This window comes from Rhodovulum sp. 12E13 (genome assembly GCF_003340565.1).
Taxonomy (GTDB): domain Bacteria; phylum Pseudomonadota; class Alphaproteobacteria; order Rhodobacterales; family Rhodobacteraceae; genus HLUCCA09.
On record NZ_QPLK01000017.1, the window covers coordinates 41,404 to 56,698 of the forward strand.

Consider the following 15,295-nt stretch of genomic DNA (forward strand, 5'->3'; position numbering starts at 1 on the left):
CCGCGGCCGGGCACGTCCCCGCGCGACCCGGAGGCCCCATGGCCCGCTTCATCGCCCAGAGACTGCTCGCCGCGCTGATCACGATCTGGATCGCCACCATCGCGGTGACGCTCCTGATCCACCTCGTGCCGGGCGACCCGGTGCGCATCATGTATTCGGGCTTCCAGACGACCGACGCCGAGATCGAGGCGATCCGCGAGCGCCTCGGCCTCGACCAGCCCGTGATCGTGCAATACGGCATGTATCTCGGCCGCGTGCTGCAGGGCGATCTGGGCTATTCCATCGTCGGCAACCAGCCGGTGCTCGACACCCTGCTGCAGCGCTTCCCGGCCACGCTGGCACTGACCACCTCGGCGCTTCTGATCGCCGTGGTCGTGGGCGGATCGCTCGGCTTCTTCGCCGCCTACAAGAAGGGCACGGCGTGGGATTTCGGCGCCATGACGCTGGCCATCGTCGGCGTGTCGATGCCGCATTTCTGGCTCGGCCTGCTGCTGCTGTTCCTCTTCGCCATGACGCTGGAATGGCTGCCGGTGGGCGGCTCGGGCTGGCAGAACCTGATCCTGCCCGCGCTGACGCTGGGGCTCGCCACCGGCGCGGTGATCGCCCGGCTCACCCGTTCGGCGATGATCGACATCTTCGACCAGGACTTCGTGCGCACCGCCCACGCCAAGGGCCTGCCCAAGACGCTGGTCCTCTACCGCCACGCCCTGCGCTCCGGGCTCGTGCCCGTGGTCTCGATGCTGGGGCTGCAATTCGCCTACCTGATGGGAGGGGCCATCGTGATCGAGAACGTCTTCGCCTGGAACGGGGTGGGGCGGCTGGCGATCCAGGCCGTCTTCGCCCGCGACTACCCGCTCATCCAGGGCTTCATCCTGTTCTTCGCCACCGTGGTCGCGCTGGTGTCGGTGATCATCGACGTCACCTACGCCCTGCTCGACCCCCGCATCCGGTACGGCAAATGAGCGCCCCCGACGCGACCCAGGCCGAGCCCGCTTCCGCCCTCGCCCGCCCGCCGCGCAAGCTGGGCGCGCTCCGCGCGCTGCTGCGCAGCCCCTCGGGCGCGGTGGGCCTCGCCATCGTCGTGATCCTCGTGATCGCGGCGGTCTTCGCGCCCCTCATCGCGCCGCACGACCCGTTCCGCATGGCTGCGGGCCCGCGCCTCTCGCCGCCCTCGGCCAACCACCTGATGGGGACCGACCAGCTGGGGCGCGACGTGTTCTCCCGCATCGTCTACGGCGCGCGCCTGACGCTGCAGATCGGCGTCATCGCCGTGGGCATCTCGCTGACCGCGGGCCTGCTGCTCGGGCTCGTCGCGGGCTATGCCGGCGGCTGGCCCGAGCGCATCCTGATGCGCCTCGTCGACGTGCTGTTCAGCTTCACCGAGATCGTGATCGCGCTCGCCTGCCTCGCCATCCTCGGCGTGGGGCTGGTGAACGCGATGATCGCCATTGGCATCGCCTCGATCCCGTTCTACGCCCGCATCACCCACTCGGTCGTGCTGGTGGAGAAGAACAAGCCCTATTTCGAGGCCGCCATCGCCGCCGGCGCCTCGCGCCTGCGGCTGATCTTCATCCATCTGCTGCCCAACGTGATCCCGACGCTGATCGTCGTGGGCACGCTCGGCGTCTCGACCGCCGTGCTCGCCGCGGCGGGCCTGTCGTTCCTCGGGCTGGGCGCGCAGCCGCCGCAGCCCGAGTGGGGCTTCATGCTGTCGTCGTCGCGCGACCTGATCAGCCGCGCGCCGTGGATGATGATCTTTCCCGGCCTCGCCATCGCCATCACGGTGCTCGGCTTCAACCTGCTCGGAGACGGGGTGCGCGAGGTGCTCGACCCCCGGCAGAGGGCCCGATGAGCGCGCCGCTTCTCAGGGTCGAGGGGCTGACCGTCGCCTTCGGGCACGGCGCGGGGCGCAACGTGGCCGTCGAAGGGCTGTCCTACCACATCGACCCGGGCGAGACGCTCGCGATCGTCGGAGAGAGCGGCTCGGGCAAGAGCGTGTCGTCCATGGCGCTGCTGGGCCTGCTGCCGCCCCGCACCGCGCATATCGAGCGCGGCCGCGCGGAGTTTCACGGCAGCGACCTGCTCGCGCTGCCCGAGAAGGAGCTGCGTGCGCTGCGCGGCAACCGGATCGCGATGATCTTCCAGGAGCCGATGACCTCGCTCACCCCGGTCATCCGCATCGGCCAGCAACTGACCGAGGCATTGGTCGAGCACCGCGATCTCAGCCCGGCCGAGGCGCGCGACAAGGCGCTCGAGATGCTGCGGCTCGTGGACCTGTTGGACCCGCCACGCCGGATGCGCCAGTTCCCGCACGAGCTGTCGGGGGGCATGCGCCAGCGGGTGATGATCGCCATGGCGATGGCGCTGGAGCCCGACATCCTGATCGCCGACGAGCCCACGACCGCACTCGACGTGACCGTGCAGGCGCAGATCCTCGACCTGATGCGCGATGTGCAGGATCGCTTCGGCACCGCGATCCTGCTCATCACCCACGACATGGGCGTGGTCGCCGAGATGGCCGACCGCGTGGTGGTGATGAACAAGGGCCGCAAGGTGGAGGAGGGGCCGGTGGAGGCGATCTTCGCCCGCCCGCAGGCCGACTATACCGAGCGCCTGCTCGCCGCCGTTCCCCGCCTCGGCGCGCGCGGGCAGGAGGACGGGCCGCGCCCGGTCACGGCCGACCCCGCCCTCCCCGGCGAGGTGGTGCTGCACGCCGAGGGGCTGGGCAAGACCTTCGCCGGGCGCGGGGGCCTCTTCGGCCGCGCCGCCGGGACCGTGGCGATGGACGACGTGGGCTTCACCGTGCGCGCGGGCGAGACGCTGGCGCTGGTGGGCGAGAGCGGGTCGGGCAAGTCGACCTCGGGCCGCGCGGTGCTGCGTCTGCTCGAGGTCGACGAGGGCCGGATCGAGCTGGAGGGCGAGGACATGCGCGCCCTTCGGCCAGACAGCCTGCGCAAGGCCCGCCGCGGTATGCAGATGGTCTTCCAGGACCCGTTCGCCGCGCTCAACCCGCGCATGAGCGTGGGCCGCCTGATCGGCGAGCCGATGTACATCCACGGCATCGCGCAGGGGGCCGAGTTGCAGGACAGGGTGGCCGAACTGCTGCGCCGCGTCGGGCTGGAGGCCGACCACATGAGCCGCTTCCCGCACGAGTTCTCGGGCGGCCAGCGCCAGCGCATCTGCATCGCGCGCGCGCTGGGCGTCGAGCCGAAGCTGATCGTGGCCGACGAGCCGACCTCGGCGCTCGACGTCTCGGTGCAGGCGCAGGTGCTGGAGCTGATGCTGGAATTGCAGCAGTCGATGGGGCTCGCCTACCTCTTCATCAGCCACGACATGGCCGTGGTCGAGGAGATGGCGCACCGCGTCGCCGTGATGCGGGCCGGCCGGATCGTCGAGATGGGGCCGCGGCGCGACGTTCTGGGCGAGCCCCGCCACCCCTACACCTCGGCGCTGCTCGCGGCGGTGCCGCGCCCCGACCCGACCGCGCTGCGCGGCAAGCTGCCCAAGCTCGACCTCGACACGCTGCCCATGGGCGCGCTGGAACAGGCCGCGCCGAACCATTGGGTGGCCGCATGACCATCGGGATCGGCATCGCCGGCCCAGACGCCGGCCGGGCGGCGCTCGCCGCCCTTGCGTCGGTGGAGACAGTGGGACGGGGCATGATCGGCGGCTTCGTCAGCCTGGCCGCGCTGGACGCGCAGGGCCGCCTGCACCGGGCCGAGACGCAGCGGGGCGGGGCGGCGGCGCTGTTCCCGGGCGGGATGCCGGAGGCCATCGCCGAGGCGCCGGTGGTCGCGCTCATGTCGTCCGGGCCGGATCGCACCCCGCCGCTGGCGCAGTTCACCCCGGCCGCCGAGGGCGTCGCTTGCCTCAGCGGCCACCGCCTGCCCAACATGCCCGGCCGCCCCGGCGGCGAGGCCGTCAACGCCCTCGCTCTGGCGCGGCTGATGCAGGGCGCCCCGCCGCAGGCTGCGCTGGAGGCGGTGCTGGCCGAGCACCCGGATGCCGATGCCGGGCTGATCGCCGTGACCGCAGCCGGAGAGGTTGCCGCCGCCAACAGCGCACTCGCCGCAGCGCGCACCGATGCCGGCGCGCTCGTGACCGAGGGCGCGGGGCTGAAGATCGCGGTGCTGCACAACGCGATCTTCCCCGTCGCGGGCGTCGCCGCGCTCGCCGCCGGCGCCGCCATCGACGCCGCCGCCCCCGCCGACGCCGCCGACTTCGAGATCACGCTTTCGGCCGGCCTGCCCCTGTCCACCGCGCCGCCTGCCGGCATTGAGATCGACGGCGCCGGACAGGTCGTCGCCCTCTCAGGTCTGCCGGCCGGCTGGGCCGCGCCCGCGTGGCAGGGCGCGGCGGCGATGCGCGGCACGCCCGTGCTGCGCGACGGCCGGCAGGTCGGCACCCTCGTGTCGGAAGCCTACTGCGTCGCCCTAGGTGGCGTGCTGCAAAGCTGCGACGGCCAGCCCTCCGCCCGCCTGCGCGTCCGCGCGGCGGAGCCAGCCGGTATCGCCCCGCAGCAGGAAGAGGCCGGATGACCCGCAGCTTCATCGTCGCCGCCGCGCAACTCGGCCCCATCGCGCGCGACGAGCCACGCGCCTCCGCCGTCGCGCGGATGATCGCGATGATGGAAGAGGCGCATGGGCGCGGGGCGGCCCTCGTCGTCTTTCCCGAACTGGCGCTCACCACCTTCTTTCCGCGCTGGTGGATGGAGGACGCCGCCGAGCGCGACGCCTTCTACGAGCGCGCCATGCCCTCGCCCGAGACGCAGCCGCTGTTCGACGCGGCCCGCCGCCTCGGCGTCGGCTTCCACCTCGGCTATGCCGAGCTCACGCAGGAGGGCCGCCGCTTCAACACCGCCATCCTCGTCGGGCCCGACGGCGCGATCCTCGGCACCTACCGCAAGATCCACCTGCCGGGCCATGCCGACCATGAGCCGTGGCGCCCGTTCCAGCACCTGGAGAAGCGGTATTTCGAGAAGGGCGACCTCGGATTTCCCGTCTTCGACGCCTTCGGCGGCCGCGTCGGCATGTGCATCTGCAACGACCGGCGCTGGCCCGAGACATGGCGGATGCTCGGCCTCGGCGGCGCGGAGCTGGTCGTGCTGGGCTACAACACCCCGGCGCACTACCCGCCCGCGCCCGAGCACGACCACCTGCAATACTTCCACAACGCCCTGTCGCTGCAGGCCGGCGCCTACCAGAACGGGCTCTGGGCGGTGGGCGTCGCCAAGGCCGGCCACGAGGAAGGCTCCGACCTGATCGGCGGCAGCCTGATCGTCGCGCCCACCGGCGAGATCGTGGCGCAGGCGACCACGCTGGGCGACGAGGTGATCACGGCGCGGGTCGATCTCGAGCGCTGCGCCGAGATCCGGCGCAACATCTTCGATTTCGCCCGCCATCGCGAACCCGGCGAATACGGCCGCATCGCCGAGGCGCCGGGCAATGTCTCGCCCGGTCCCTGACCGCGTCGGCTCCGGGGCCGCTTCGCGCCCGCGGGGAGGCAGAGGGCGCCTCGCCGCCAGGAGACGCAGCCGCTCCCGACCAGCGGTGTCGCTTCGGCAGGCGTGCTCCGCCGACCCGGGGGCCGTGCAGTCGCCGAGCGGCCGGCCTGGTTGACGGTCGGCCTTCTTGATCGGCGGGCGGGAGGCCGAGTCGCCCAGGGAGAGCGCTCACCCCCGATGGCCGGGCCGATCACCGCCCGACGCCCGCTGTCGGGGGCCTCTGTTCCAGCTCTGGGGCGAGTGGTCCGGCAACCGGCCGGCGGCGAGGGCCGGAAGGCCCGCCGGTGATCGACCGCCAGCCCAGCATCATCCCGTGGCCTTCCGGCGTGGCCTGCGTGGCCTGAACGCGGTTGGTGAACGACTGGGCGCCGCCCCGGTTCGAACGACCGCAGCGTAGGCTGTCAGCAGGCGGAGCGGCGGCAGATCGTGATCCATGGCATAAGCAGTCGGCCAATACTTCCTGTAGCGCACTCGCCGTTTCGTGCAGCCTGGCCCCCTCGGGAAATGCCTGCGAGAACCATGGGCTGGGGCTCGAGGACTACCAGGAAGGGAAGAGCCTGCACGTCGGCTGAGGCGTCATCCGGCTGCGTCGGGGCGGTCTCGGTGTCCCGCGCCCGGGGCGGCACCGGGCCCGGGCAGGTCGATGCCGGGCGAACTGCGCCACCGATCCGGTCGCCGCTCGGCCCGCGGCCCGGTCACGGGCAGGCAGCGGCCAGCAGGTGCGCCAGCTCGGCCCGGTCGAACGGGACCGGGCTCGCCTTCATCGACGAGGATGCACACGCCGCCTCGGCCACGCGGTCGCGCACCGTGCCGGACAGGGACGGCATCGCCGGCAGGCCGTGCGCGTCCAGCCACCCCTCCATCGACGCGCGCCCGCCCGGAACGGACCTTTCGATGAGGTCGCAGACCTCCACGAGCCGCGCCCGGCCTTCGCCCGAGGCGGGGAGCTTGCCGTCGAGCGCGCGCAGCGCAGACGGCAGGAGCCGGGCGCAGATCGCGCCGTGGGGCGCGCCCGTCTCGCCGCCGAGCGGCCCGGCGAGGCCGTGCACCACGCCGAGGCCGGCATTGGCCAGCGCGATGCCGCTGACATGGGCGGTGTAGGCGAGGCGGTCGCGCGCGCCGGCGTCCTCGCCCTTGTCCATCAGGGTGACGAGGGCGGAGAGGCCGTGCTCGATCGCCGGGCGGGCGAGCGCGTCGGTGAACGGGGTGGCGCGCGCCGACAGGTAGGGCTCGATCACCTGCACCACCGCGTCGAGGCCGCTTGCCAGCGTCTGCGGCTTCGGCGTGCCGTCGGTCAGGCCCGGGTCGATCACGGCAAGGTCGGGCACCATGCGGTCGTCGCGCAGGCTGACCTTGCGGGCGTGCTCGGGCACCCCGATCACTGCGTTCTTGGTGGCCTCCGAGCCGGTGCCGGCGGTCGTGGGGATAGCGATGCAGGGCAGGGGGGCGGCCGCGAGGGGGCGGCCCGCGCCGACGACCTCGAGGTGGTCGAGGGGGTCGCTGCCCGAGGGCAGGAGGGCCGCCACCGCCTTGCCGAGGTCGAGCGCAGCGCCGCCGCCCATCGCCACCACCGCGTCCGGCGCGGCCGCGCGCCCCTCCGCCAGCGCCTGTTCGAGCGCCTTCAGCGTCGGCTCGCCCGGGCACGAGAGACCGGCGACGGTGCAGCCGGCCTCTTCGAGCGCGGCGCGCAGGGGCGCCGACCGAGCGGCGCTCTGGCCGTGGACGAGCAGGAGGCGCGGGCCGAAGGCGGCGATCTCGGGCAGGGCGGCCTGGAGCGCGCCGCGCCCGAAGCGGACGCGGGCGGGCAGGCGCAGGCTGAACGGGGGGATCGGTGTCATGGCGGACCCTTCACGTTTCGGGCCGCGACGGACGATGCCGCCGCGGCCCGATAGGGAGGCGGGCCGGCCGCCTCAGGCGGCCGGCCGGGGTCGGGGCAGGATCAGGAATCGTCCTGCCAGGACTTCACCAGCTCGTCGTAGGAGACGGTCACCGGCTCCGGATCCTCGTTCTCGAGCTCGGGCTTCGGCGCGCCCGGCTGCGAGAGCCAGTATTCGGGGTCGCGTTCCTCGTTGAGCATCGGCCCGATGTCGCCCTGCACGCCCGCGCGCTCAAGCCGCTCGAGCACCTGCTCCTGGTCGGCGCAGAGCGCGTCGAGCGCCTCCTTCGGGGTCTTGGCGCCCGACATGGCGTCACCGATGTTCTGCCACCACAGCTGCGCGAGGCGCGGATAGTCGGGGATGTTGGTGCCCGTGGGCGACCAGCGCACCCGCGCCGGCGAGCGGTAGAACTCGACGAGGCCGCCCAGCTCGGGCGCGCGCTCGGTGAAGCTTTCGTGCTCGATCGAGGAATCGCGCACGAAGGTCAGGCCGACATGCGACTTCTTCACGTCCACCGTCTTGGAGGTGACGAACTGCGCGTAGAGCCAGGCGGCCTTCGCCCGGTCGACCGGGGTGGATTCCATCAGCGTCCACGACCCCACGTCCTGGTAGCCGACCTTCATGCCGTCTTCCCAGTAGGCGCCGCGCGGGGAGGGGGCCATGCGCCACTTGGGCGTGCCGTCCTCGTTGAGCACGGCCTCGGCGCCGTCGCCCACCATGTCGGCGGTGAAGGTGGTGTACCAGAACATCTGCTGCGCGATCTGGCCCTGCGCCGGCACCGGCCCCGCCTCGGAGAAGGTCATGCCGGCGGCGGTGGGCGGCGAGTACTTCTCGAGCCACTCGATGGCCTTGCGCACGGCATAGACGGCGGCCGGGCTGTTGGTCGCGCCGCCGCGGGCCATGCACGAGCCCACGGGCTGGCTGTCCTCGTTCACCCGGATGCCCCACTCGTCGACGGGCAGGCCGTTGGGCTCGCCCAGGTCGCCCATGCCGGCCATCGACATCCATGCGTCGGTGTAGCGCCAGCCGAGGCTCGGGTCCTTCTTGCCGTAGTCCATGTTGCCATAGACCTCGCCCTCGACGCCCATGTGGCTCAGGTCGCGGCCGGTGAAGAACTCGGCGATGTCCTCGTAGGCCGACCAGTTGACCGGCACGCCGAGGTCGTAGCCGTACTCGGCGCGGAAGTCCTCCTGGTTCTTTTCGTCGTTGAACCAGTCGTAGCGGAACCAGTAGAGGTTGGCGAACTGCTGGTCGGGCAGCTGGTAGAGCTTGCCGTCGGGCCCGGTGGTGAACTGGGTGCCGATGAAGTCGTCGAGGTCGAGCGTCGGCGAGGTGACGTCGGCGCCTTCGCCCGCCATCCAGTCGGTCAGGTTGCGCACCTGCTGGTAGCGCCAGTGCGTGCCGATCAGGTCGGAGTCGTTGACGTAGGCGTCGTAGATGTTCTCGCCGGTCTGCATCTGCGTCTGCAGCCGCTCGACCACGTCGCCCTCGCCGATCAGGTCGTGGGTGACGTTGATGCCGGTGATCGCGCTGAAGGCGGGCGCCAGAACCTGCGCCTCGTATTCATGCGTGGTGATCGTCTCCGACACCACGGTGATGTCCATCCCCCGGAACGGCTCGGCCGCGTCGATGAACCACTGCATCTCCGCTTCCTGTTCCTCGCGGGTCAGCGTCGACAGGTCGCCGATCTCGGCGTCGAGGAACTCCATCGCCGCTTCCATGTCGGCGAAGGCCGGCGTGCCGCCAATGGCGAGCGCCACCGCCAGCGCGGTCGAGGATCTCAAGGTAAAGCCCATCGGTTTTCCTCCCTTATCTGGACTGTCTTGGGTGCCGGCCCGGAACGCCCGGGCCGGAGGTGCGCGGCGCCCGGCTCAGACGTATCTGAACACGAGCGCGGCGTAGATCAGGCAGACGACGAGCGCCCACCATTGCGCGAGGTCGGTCCACCCGAGCCACGCGATGTTGATGAAGGCCGAGCCGAGCAGGGTGATGAACAGCCGGTCGCCCCGCGTCGTCTCGATCCGCAGGATGCCGGTGCGCGGCGTCTCGGGGTATTTCACCCCGAGGATCGAGAAGGCGATCAGAAGCCCCGCGATCACCACGAAGAACGCGGCGGTGGGCCATGTCCATGCCATCCAGGCCATGCGATGCCTCCCTTACACGCGGCCCAGGGCAAAGCCCTTGGCGATGTAGTTGCGCACGAAGTAGATCACGAGCGCGCCGGGCACGATGGTCAGCACGCCCGCCGCCGCCAGCACCCCCCAGTCGAGGCCCGAGGCCGAGACGGTGCGCGTCATGGTGGCGGCGATGGGCTTGGCGTTCACGCTCGTTAGCGTGCGCGACAAGAGCAGCTCCACCCACGAGAACATGAAGCAGAAGAAGGCCGCGACGCCGATGCCGCTCGCGATCAGCGGCATGAAGATCTTCACGAAGAAATGCGGGAACGAGTAGCCGTCGATATAGGCCGTCTCGTCGATCTCGCGCGGGACGCCCCGCATGAAGCCCTCGAGGATCCACACCGCCAGCGGCACGTTGAACAGGCAATGCGCCAGCGCCACGGCGATATGCGTGTCGAACAGCCCCACCGACGAATAGAGCTGGAAGAACGGCAGGGCAAAGACCGCGGGCGGCGCCATCCGGTTGGTCAGCAGCCAGAAGAACAGGTGCTTGTCGCCCATGAACGTGTAGCGCGAGAAGGCGTAGGCCGCCGGCAGCGCCACGGCGAGCGAGATCACCGTGTTCATCACCACGTAGATCAGCGAGTTGACGTATCCCATGTACCATGACGGGTCGGTGAGGATCGTCGCGTAGTTCTGGAACGTCAGATCGCGCGGCCAGAGGCTGAAGCTGCCGAGGATCTCGGCATTGGTCTTCAGGCTCATGTTGACCAGCCAGTAGATCGGGATCAGCAGGAAGGCGAGGTAGAGCACCATCACCACCGCCGAGCCCTTGACCCGCACGCGGCGCCTGGCCGGGGCGCTGGCGGTCAGCTTGCCCGGAAGGCTGGCGGCGCCGGGGGCGGCCGTAGGGCTGTCGGCTGTCCGGTCGGTCATCCGCGGGCCTCCTCCTTGTCGAGATTGATCATCACCGTGTAGAAGACCCAGCTGATCAGCAGGATCACGAGGAAATACATGATCGAGAAGGCCGCGGCAGGGCCGAGGTCGAACTGCCCGAGCGCCATCTTCACGAGGTCGATCGACAGGAACGTGGTCGCGCTGCCCGGCCCGCCGCCGGTCACGACGAATGGCTCGGTGTAGATCTTGAAGCTGTCCATGAAGCGCAGAAGGATCGCGATGGTCAGGACGCCGCGCATCTTGGGCAGCTCGATGTAGCGGAACACGGCCCAGTTGCTCGCCTGGTCGATCCTGGCCGCCTGGTAGTAGGCCGCCGGGATCGACACGAGCCCGGCATAGGCCAGCAGCGCCACCAGCGACGTCCAGTGCCAGACGTCCATCACGATCACCGTGACCCAGGCGTGCACGACGTTGGAGGTGTAGTTGTAGTCGATCCCCAGCGCGTTGAGCGTGTAGCCCAGCAGCCCGATGTCCTGCCGGCCGAAGATCTGCCAGATCGTGCCGACGACGTTCCACGGGATCAGCAGCGGCAGCGCCATCAGCACGAGGCAGACCGACACCCACGGCCCCTTGCGCGGCATCGACTTGGCCACGAGGATGCCGAGCGGCACCTGGATGGCCAGGATCGTGGCCGAGAAGGCGAGCTGGCGCCAGAGCGCGCCCCACATGCGCTCGTCCTCGAGCATCTGCTCGAACCAGCTCAGACCGGCCCAGAAGAACACGTTGTCACCGAACGTGTCCTGGACGGAGTAGTTGACCACCGTCATCAGCGGGATGATCGCCGAGAAGCTGACGATCACCAGCATCGGCAGGACGAGCAGCCAGGCTTTCTGGTTGACGGGCTTTTCCATCAGGCGGCCTCCCCCACGCGGCGCCCCGACGGCTCCACCAGCCAGTCGTCGGCGTAGACGTTGACGCCCGCGGGGTCGAAGACGACCCGGGTCTGGTCGGCGCCGATGCGGGCGTCCTCTCCGGCGACGATGGCGATGTCCTGCCCGAACATCTCGGCGCGCACGATCTTGTGGCGGCCCACGTCCTCCACCCGGCGGATCTTCACCGGCAGCCCTTCGCCCGAAGAGAGCCGCACGAATTCGGGCCGCACGCCCAGCTCGACCCGGCCCGGGACAGCGCCATAAGACGCCCCCAGCGGGATCTCGGCGCCCTGCACCACGGCGCGGTCGCCGCGCACCTCGGCGGGGATCACGTTCATCCCCGGCGAGCCGATGAAGTAGCCGACGAAGGTGTGCGCGGGCCGCTCGAACAGCTCCTGAGGGGTGCCGATCTGCACCACCTGTCCTTCGGTCATCACCACGACATGATCGGCGAAGGTCAGCGCCTCGGTCTGGTCGTGGGTGACGTAGATCATCGTGTGCCCGAACTCGTGGTGCAGGCTCTTGAGCTGGGTGCGCAGCTCCCACTTCATGTGCGGGTCGATCACCGTCAGCGGCTCGTCGAAGAGCAGCGCGTTGACGTCCTCCCGCACCATCCCGCGGCCGAGGCTGATCTTCTGCTTGGCGTCGGCCGTCAGCCCCCGCGCCTTGCGGCTCAGCTCGTCTTCCATGCCGATCATGCGTGCGACCTTCGCCACCCGCTCGGCCACGACGTCGGCGGCAAATCCCCGGTTGCGCAGCGGGAAGGCGAGATTGTCGCGCACGCTCATCGTGTCGTAGACGACGGGGAACTGGAACACTTGCGCGATGTTGCGCTCGGCCGTCGTCATGTGCGTCACGTCGGCGTCGTCGAACAGGATGCGGCCCTCGGACGGCTCCAGAAGCCCCGAGATGATGTTGAGCAGGGTCGACTTTCCGCAGCCCGAGGGGCCGAGCAGCGCGTAGGCCTCGCCGTCGGCCCAGACGTGGTTGAGCTCCTTGAGCGCGTAATCCTCCGGCCCCTTTGGCCTGGGCGCGTAGGAATGGGCGAGGCCGTCGAGCGTGATCCGTGCCATGTCTCCTCCCTTCAGGCCGCCAGCGCGTAGGAGGCCGGCGCGACCAGCGCCCCGTCTGCGCCGAAGACGTAGACATGCGCGGGGTCGATGTAGACGGTGACGGGAGCGCCGATCTGCAGGTCGCGCACGCCGTGCACGAGGCCCACCCAGCGCTCGCCATGGTGGTCGAGATGCACGAAGGTTTCCGACCCGGTGATCTCGAAGACCGCGAGGCGCGTCTCGAAAGTCATGGTGTCGGCGGCGTGCGGCTCGATCTCGACGTGATTGGGCCGGAAGCCGGCGGTGTACGGCCCGTCTGCCAGACGGGCGAGCGCACCCTTTGCCTCGGCCGACTGGCCGTCGCCGAACATCAGCCGCCCGCCCCGCTTCTCGATCTCGAGGAAGTTCATCGGCGGGTCGGAGAAGACGCGCGCCGTCGTCGCGTCGACCGGCTGGCGATAGACCTCGGCCGTCGGCCCGAACTGGGTGATCCGCCCTTCCCACAGCGTTGCCGTGTTGCCGCCAAGCAGCAGGGCCTCCTCCGGCTCGGTGGTGGCGTAGACGAAGATCGCGCCGGACTTTTCGAAGATGCGCGGGATCTCGATGCGCAGCTCCTCGCGCAGCTTGTAGTCGAGGTTGGCCAACGGCTCGTCGAGCAGCACTAGCCCCGCATCCTTCACCAGCGCGCGGGCCAGCGCGCAGCGCTGCTGCTGGCCGCCCGACAGCTCCAGCGGCTTTCGGTGGAGCATCGGCGTCAGCTTCATCAGCTCGGCCGTCTCGCGCACGGCGCGGTCGATCTCTGCCTTCGACTTGCCCAGCAGGCGCATCGGAGAGGCGATGTTGTCGTAGACGGTCATCGCCGGGTAGTTGATGAATTGCTGATAGACCATCGCCACGCCGCGATCCTGCACGCGCAGGCCGGTCACGTCGGCACCCTCCCACAGGATTCGCCCCGAGGCCGGCTTGTCGAGCCCGGCCATCAGCCGCATGAGCGAGGTCTTGCCCGCGAGCGTCGGCCCGAGCAGCACGTTCATCGTGCCCCGCTCCAGCGTCAGGTCGGTGGGGTGAATGTGGGTCTCGCCGCCCACGACCTTCGACACGCCGTCCAGCGTCAGTGTCATGCCTCTCCTCCCTGGCTCGCCGCGGCCGGTGCCGGACGAGTCACTCCGCGGCGGACCGGGTGCTCCCGGCCCTGTCCCCGGTCATGAACGCATCGAGTTCCGCGGCTTCCTCCTCCGACAGCCTAAGCCCGAGCTTCGTGCGACGCCACAGCACGTCGGCCGCGGTGCGGGCGAATTCGCGCTCCATCAGCCAGCGCACCTCGCGCTCGGTGAGCGTCGCGCCGAAATCGCGGCCGAGATCGGCCGCCGAGCGCGCCTCGCCCAGCACCTGCCGCGCCTCTGTCCCGTAGGCGCGGACGAGTCGCCGTGCCCAGGCCTCGGTCAGGAACGGACAGGCGGCGCGCAACTCCGTCGCCAGCCGGTCCGATCCGCCGACCTCGAAGTCCCCGCCCGGCAGCGGGACGCCCGCCGTCCACGCGCCACGGGCGAGCGGCAGATGCGCGCCGATCTTCTCCAGCGCGCCCTCGGCCAGCCGCCGGTAGGTGGTGATCTTGCCGCCGAAGACGTTGAGCGCCGGCGCGCCCGCGCCCGTGTCGACGCTCAGCACGTAGTCGCGCGTCGCCGCCGAGGCCGATTGCGCGCCGTCGTCGTGCAGCGGGCGGACGCCGGAATAGGTCCACACGATGTCGTCGACGGTGACGGGCTCGGCGAAATAGGTCGAGGCGAAGTCGAGCAGGTAGTCGCGCTCTTCGTCGGTGCAGACGGCCGGCGCGTCGGGGTCGGTGTGCTCGGTGTCGGTCGTGCCGATCAGGGTGAAGTCGCCCTCGTAGGGGATGGCGAAGATGATGCGTCCGTCGGTGCCCTGGAAGAAATACGCCTTGTCGTGGTCGAAGAGCTTGCGCGTCACGATGTGCGAGCCGCGCACCAGCCGCACCCGCTCGCCGGTGTTGCGGCGCATCCGGCCCGTGATCACGTCGGCCACCCACGGCCCTGCCGCGTTGACCAGCATGCGCGCGGTCAGCGCCTCGGTGCGCCCCGTCTCGACATCGCGCAGGACGGCGTGCCAGAGACCGTCCTGCGCCTCGGCCGAGACCAGCTCGGTGCGCGTGCGGACATGCGCGCCGCGCGCCTCCGCGTCGCGGGCGTTGAGCACCACGAGGCGCGAATCCTCCACCCAGCAATCGGAATACTCGAACGCCTTCTCGAAACGGTCGTCGAGCGGCACGCCCTCGGGGGCCCGCCGCAGATCGAGCGTGCGGGTGGGCGGCAGGATCTTCCGGCCGCCGAGATGATCGTAGAGAAACAGGCCGAGGCGGATCAGCCAGGCGGGCCGGCGCCCCTTCATCCACGGCATCAGCGTGGACAGAAGACGCGATGTGGGCGTGCGCGACTCGAAGCGCATGTCGGGGTGCCAGGGCAGCACGAAGCGCATCGGCCACGAGATGTGCGGCATGGCGGCGAGCAGACGCTCGCGCTCGATCAGCGACTCGCGCACCAGCCGAAACTCGAAATACTCCAGATAGCGCAGCCCGCCGTGGAACAGCTTGGTCGAGGCGGAGGATGTCGCCTGCGCCAGGTCGCCTTTCTCCACGAGGGTGACGGACAGGCCTCGCCCGGATGCGTCGCGTGCGATGCCGCACCCGTTCACGCCGCCGCCCACGACCAGCAGGTCGCAATCGGCCTCTGGCCCGGATCCACCCATACGAAAACCTCCCGGCATGAGTGGTGCAAGATCGCGCATCTCTTGTCAACGCATGGTTTCGTTTGTTTTCGTTTCTGTCTGTTTCTGTACGCGACCCCCATGCATCGCTCACGCAGCGTCTGCCGAACACATCTTGCGATTCCCGTCTGCCGCG

The 15,295-nt window shown here is 70.4% G+C and carries 13 protein-coding genes; 5 read left to right on the top strand and 8 right to left on the bottom strand.

The genetic code is table 11. The annotated features are described in order from the left end of the window. The first annotated feature begins 38 nt into the window (after positions 1-38). Genes DLJ49_RS14555 through DLJ49_RS14575 form a run of 5 tightly spaced genes read left to right on the top strand, consistent with a single transcriptional unit; the run spans position 39 to position 5,464 of the window. Entirely contained in the window at positions 39-962 is a 924-nt protein-coding gene (locus DLJ49_RS14555; protein ID WP_115394282.1) for an ABC transporter permease, read from the top strand. Next, entirely contained in the window at positions 959-1,852 is an 894-nt protein-coding gene (nikC, locus tag DLJ49_RS14560; RefSeq protein WP_115394283.1) for a nickel transporter permease, read from the top strand. The genes DLJ49_RS14555 and nikC overlap by 4 nt, the downstream gene beginning before the upstream one ends. After that, positions 1,849-3,576, top strand: coding sequence for an ABC transporter ATP-binding protein (locus DLJ49_RS14565; RefSeq protein ID WP_115394284.1), 1,728 nt, complete (start codon positions 1,849-1,851; stop codon positions 3,574-3,576). Before nikC ends, DLJ49_RS14565 begins: the two co-directional genes overlap by 4 nt. After that, positions 3,573-4,538, top strand: a complete 966-nt coding sequence (locus DLJ49_RS14570; RefSeq protein WP_115394285.1) for a DUF6963 family protein — start codon at positions 3,573-3,575, stop codon at positions 4,536-4,538. The genes DLJ49_RS14565 and DLJ49_RS14570 overlap by 4 nt, the downstream gene beginning before the upstream one ends. Next, positions 4,535-5,464 (top strand): N-carbamoyl-D-amino-acid hydrolase, encoded by a 930-nt coding sequence (locus DLJ49_RS14575; RefSeq protein WP_115394286.1) that lies wholly within the window; start codon positions 4,535-4,537, stop codon positions 5,462-5,464. Before DLJ49_RS14570 ends, DLJ49_RS14575 begins: the two co-directional genes overlap by 4 nt. 734 nt (positions 5,465-6,198) lie before the next feature. Here the strand turns inward: DLJ49_RS14575 and DLJ49_RS14585 are convergent. The 8 genes from DLJ49_RS14585 to glpD form a co-directional block, all read right to left on the bottom strand. Then, entirely contained in the window at positions 6,199-7,332 is a 1,134-nt protein-coding gene (locus DLJ49_RS14585) for an iron-containing alcohol dehydrogenase (protein WP_115394337.1), read from the bottom strand. A 110-nt stretch (positions 7,333-7,442) separates the two neighbouring features. Further along, positions 7,443-9,176: an ABC transporter substrate-binding protein gene (locus tag DLJ49_RS14590; RefSeq protein WP_115394288.1), complete on the bottom strand. Its 1,734-nt coding sequence runs from the start codon at positions 9,174-9,176 to the stop codon at positions 7,443-7,445. 75 nt (positions 9,177-9,251) lie between these two features. Continuing rightward, positions 9,252-9,524 (bottom strand): DUF2160 domain-containing protein, encoded by a 273-nt coding sequence (locus DLJ49_RS14595; protein ID WP_115394289.1) that lies wholly within the window; start codon positions 9,522-9,524, stop codon positions 9,252-9,254. A 12-nt stretch (positions 9,525-9,536) separates the two neighbouring features. Beyond that, entirely contained in the window at positions 9,537-10,433 is an 897-nt protein-coding gene (locus DLJ49_RS14600; RefSeq protein ID WP_369932567.1) for a carbohydrate ABC transporter permease, read from the bottom strand. Next, entirely contained in the window at positions 10,430-11,305 is an 876-nt protein-coding gene (locus DLJ49_RS14605) for a carbohydrate ABC transporter permease (protein ID WP_115394290.1), read from the bottom strand. Before DLJ49_RS14605 ends, DLJ49_RS14600 begins: the two co-directional genes overlap by 4 nt. After that, positions 11,305-12,399, bottom strand: a complete 1,095-nt coding sequence (locus DLJ49_RS14610) for an ABC transporter ATP-binding protein (RefSeq protein WP_115394291.1) — start codon at positions 12,397-12,399, stop codon at positions 11,305-11,307. The genes DLJ49_RS14605 and DLJ49_RS14610 overlap by 1 nt, the downstream gene beginning before the upstream one ends. Before the next feature lie 11 nt (positions 12,400-12,410). Next, positions 12,411-13,499 (bottom strand): ABC transporter ATP-binding protein, encoded by a 1,089-nt coding sequence (locus DLJ49_RS14615; RefSeq protein WP_115394292.1) that lies wholly within the window; start codon positions 13,497-13,499, stop codon positions 12,411-12,413. 40 nt (positions 13,500-13,539) lie between these two features. After that, entirely contained in the window at positions 13,540-15,141 is a 1,602-nt protein-coding gene (glpD, locus tag DLJ49_RS14620) for a glycerol-3-phosphate dehydrogenase (RefSeq protein ID WP_115394293.1), read from the bottom strand. Positions 15,142-15,295 lie beyond the last annotated feature (154 nt).

What these genes read in the sequence shown, in the direction of transcription:
- DLJ49_RS14555 (WP_115394282.1), top strand. Translation starts at nt 39, where the DNA reads ATGGCCCGCTTCATCGCCCAGAGACTGCTCGCCGCGCTGATCACGATC.
- nikC (WP_115394283.1), top strand. Translation starts at nt 959, where the DNA reads ATGAGCGCCCCCGACGCGACCCAGGCCGAGCCCGCTTCCGCCCTCGCC.
- DLJ49_RS14565 (WP_115394284.1), top strand. Translation starts at nt 1,849, where the DNA reads ATGAGCGCGCCGCTTCTCAGGGTCGAGGGGCTGACCGTCGCCTTCGGG.
- DLJ49_RS14570 (WP_115394285.1), top strand. Translation starts at nt 3,573, where the DNA reads ATGACCATCGGGATCGGCATCGCCGGCCCAGACGCCGGCCGGGCGGCG.
- DLJ49_RS14575 (WP_115394286.1), top strand. Translation starts at nt 4,535, where the DNA reads ATGACCCGCAGCTTCATCGTCGCCGCCGCGCAACTCGGCCCCATCGCG.
- DLJ49_RS14590 (WP_115394288.1), bottom strand. Translation starts at nt 9,176, where the DNA reads ATGGGCTTTACCTTGAGATCCTCGACCGCGCTGGCGGTGGCGCTCGCC.
- DLJ49_RS14595 (WP_115394289.1), bottom strand. Translation starts at nt 9,524, where the DNA reads ATGGCCTGGATGGCATGGACATGGCCCACCGCCGCGTTCTTCGTGGTG.
- DLJ49_RS14600 (WP_369932567.1), bottom strand. Translation starts at nt 10,433, where the DNA reads ATGACCGACCGGACAGCCGACAGCCCTACGGCCGCCCCCGGCGCCGCC.
- DLJ49_RS14605 (WP_115394290.1), bottom strand. Translation starts at nt 11,305, where the DNA reads ATGGAAAAGCCCGTCAACCAGAAAGCCTGGCTGCTCGTCCTGCCGATG.
- DLJ49_RS14610 (WP_115394291.1), bottom strand. Translation starts at nt 12,399, where the DNA reads ATGGCACGGATCACGCTCGACGGCCTCGCCCATTCCTACGCGCCCAGG.
- DLJ49_RS14615 (WP_115394292.1), bottom strand. Translation starts at nt 13,499, where the DNA reads ATGACACTGACGCTGGACGGCGTGTCGAAGGTCGTGGGCGGCGAGACC.
- glpD (WP_115394293.1), bottom strand. Translation starts at nt 15,141, where the DNA reads ATGGGTGGATCCGGGCCAGAGGCCGATTGCGACCTGCTGGTCGTGGGC.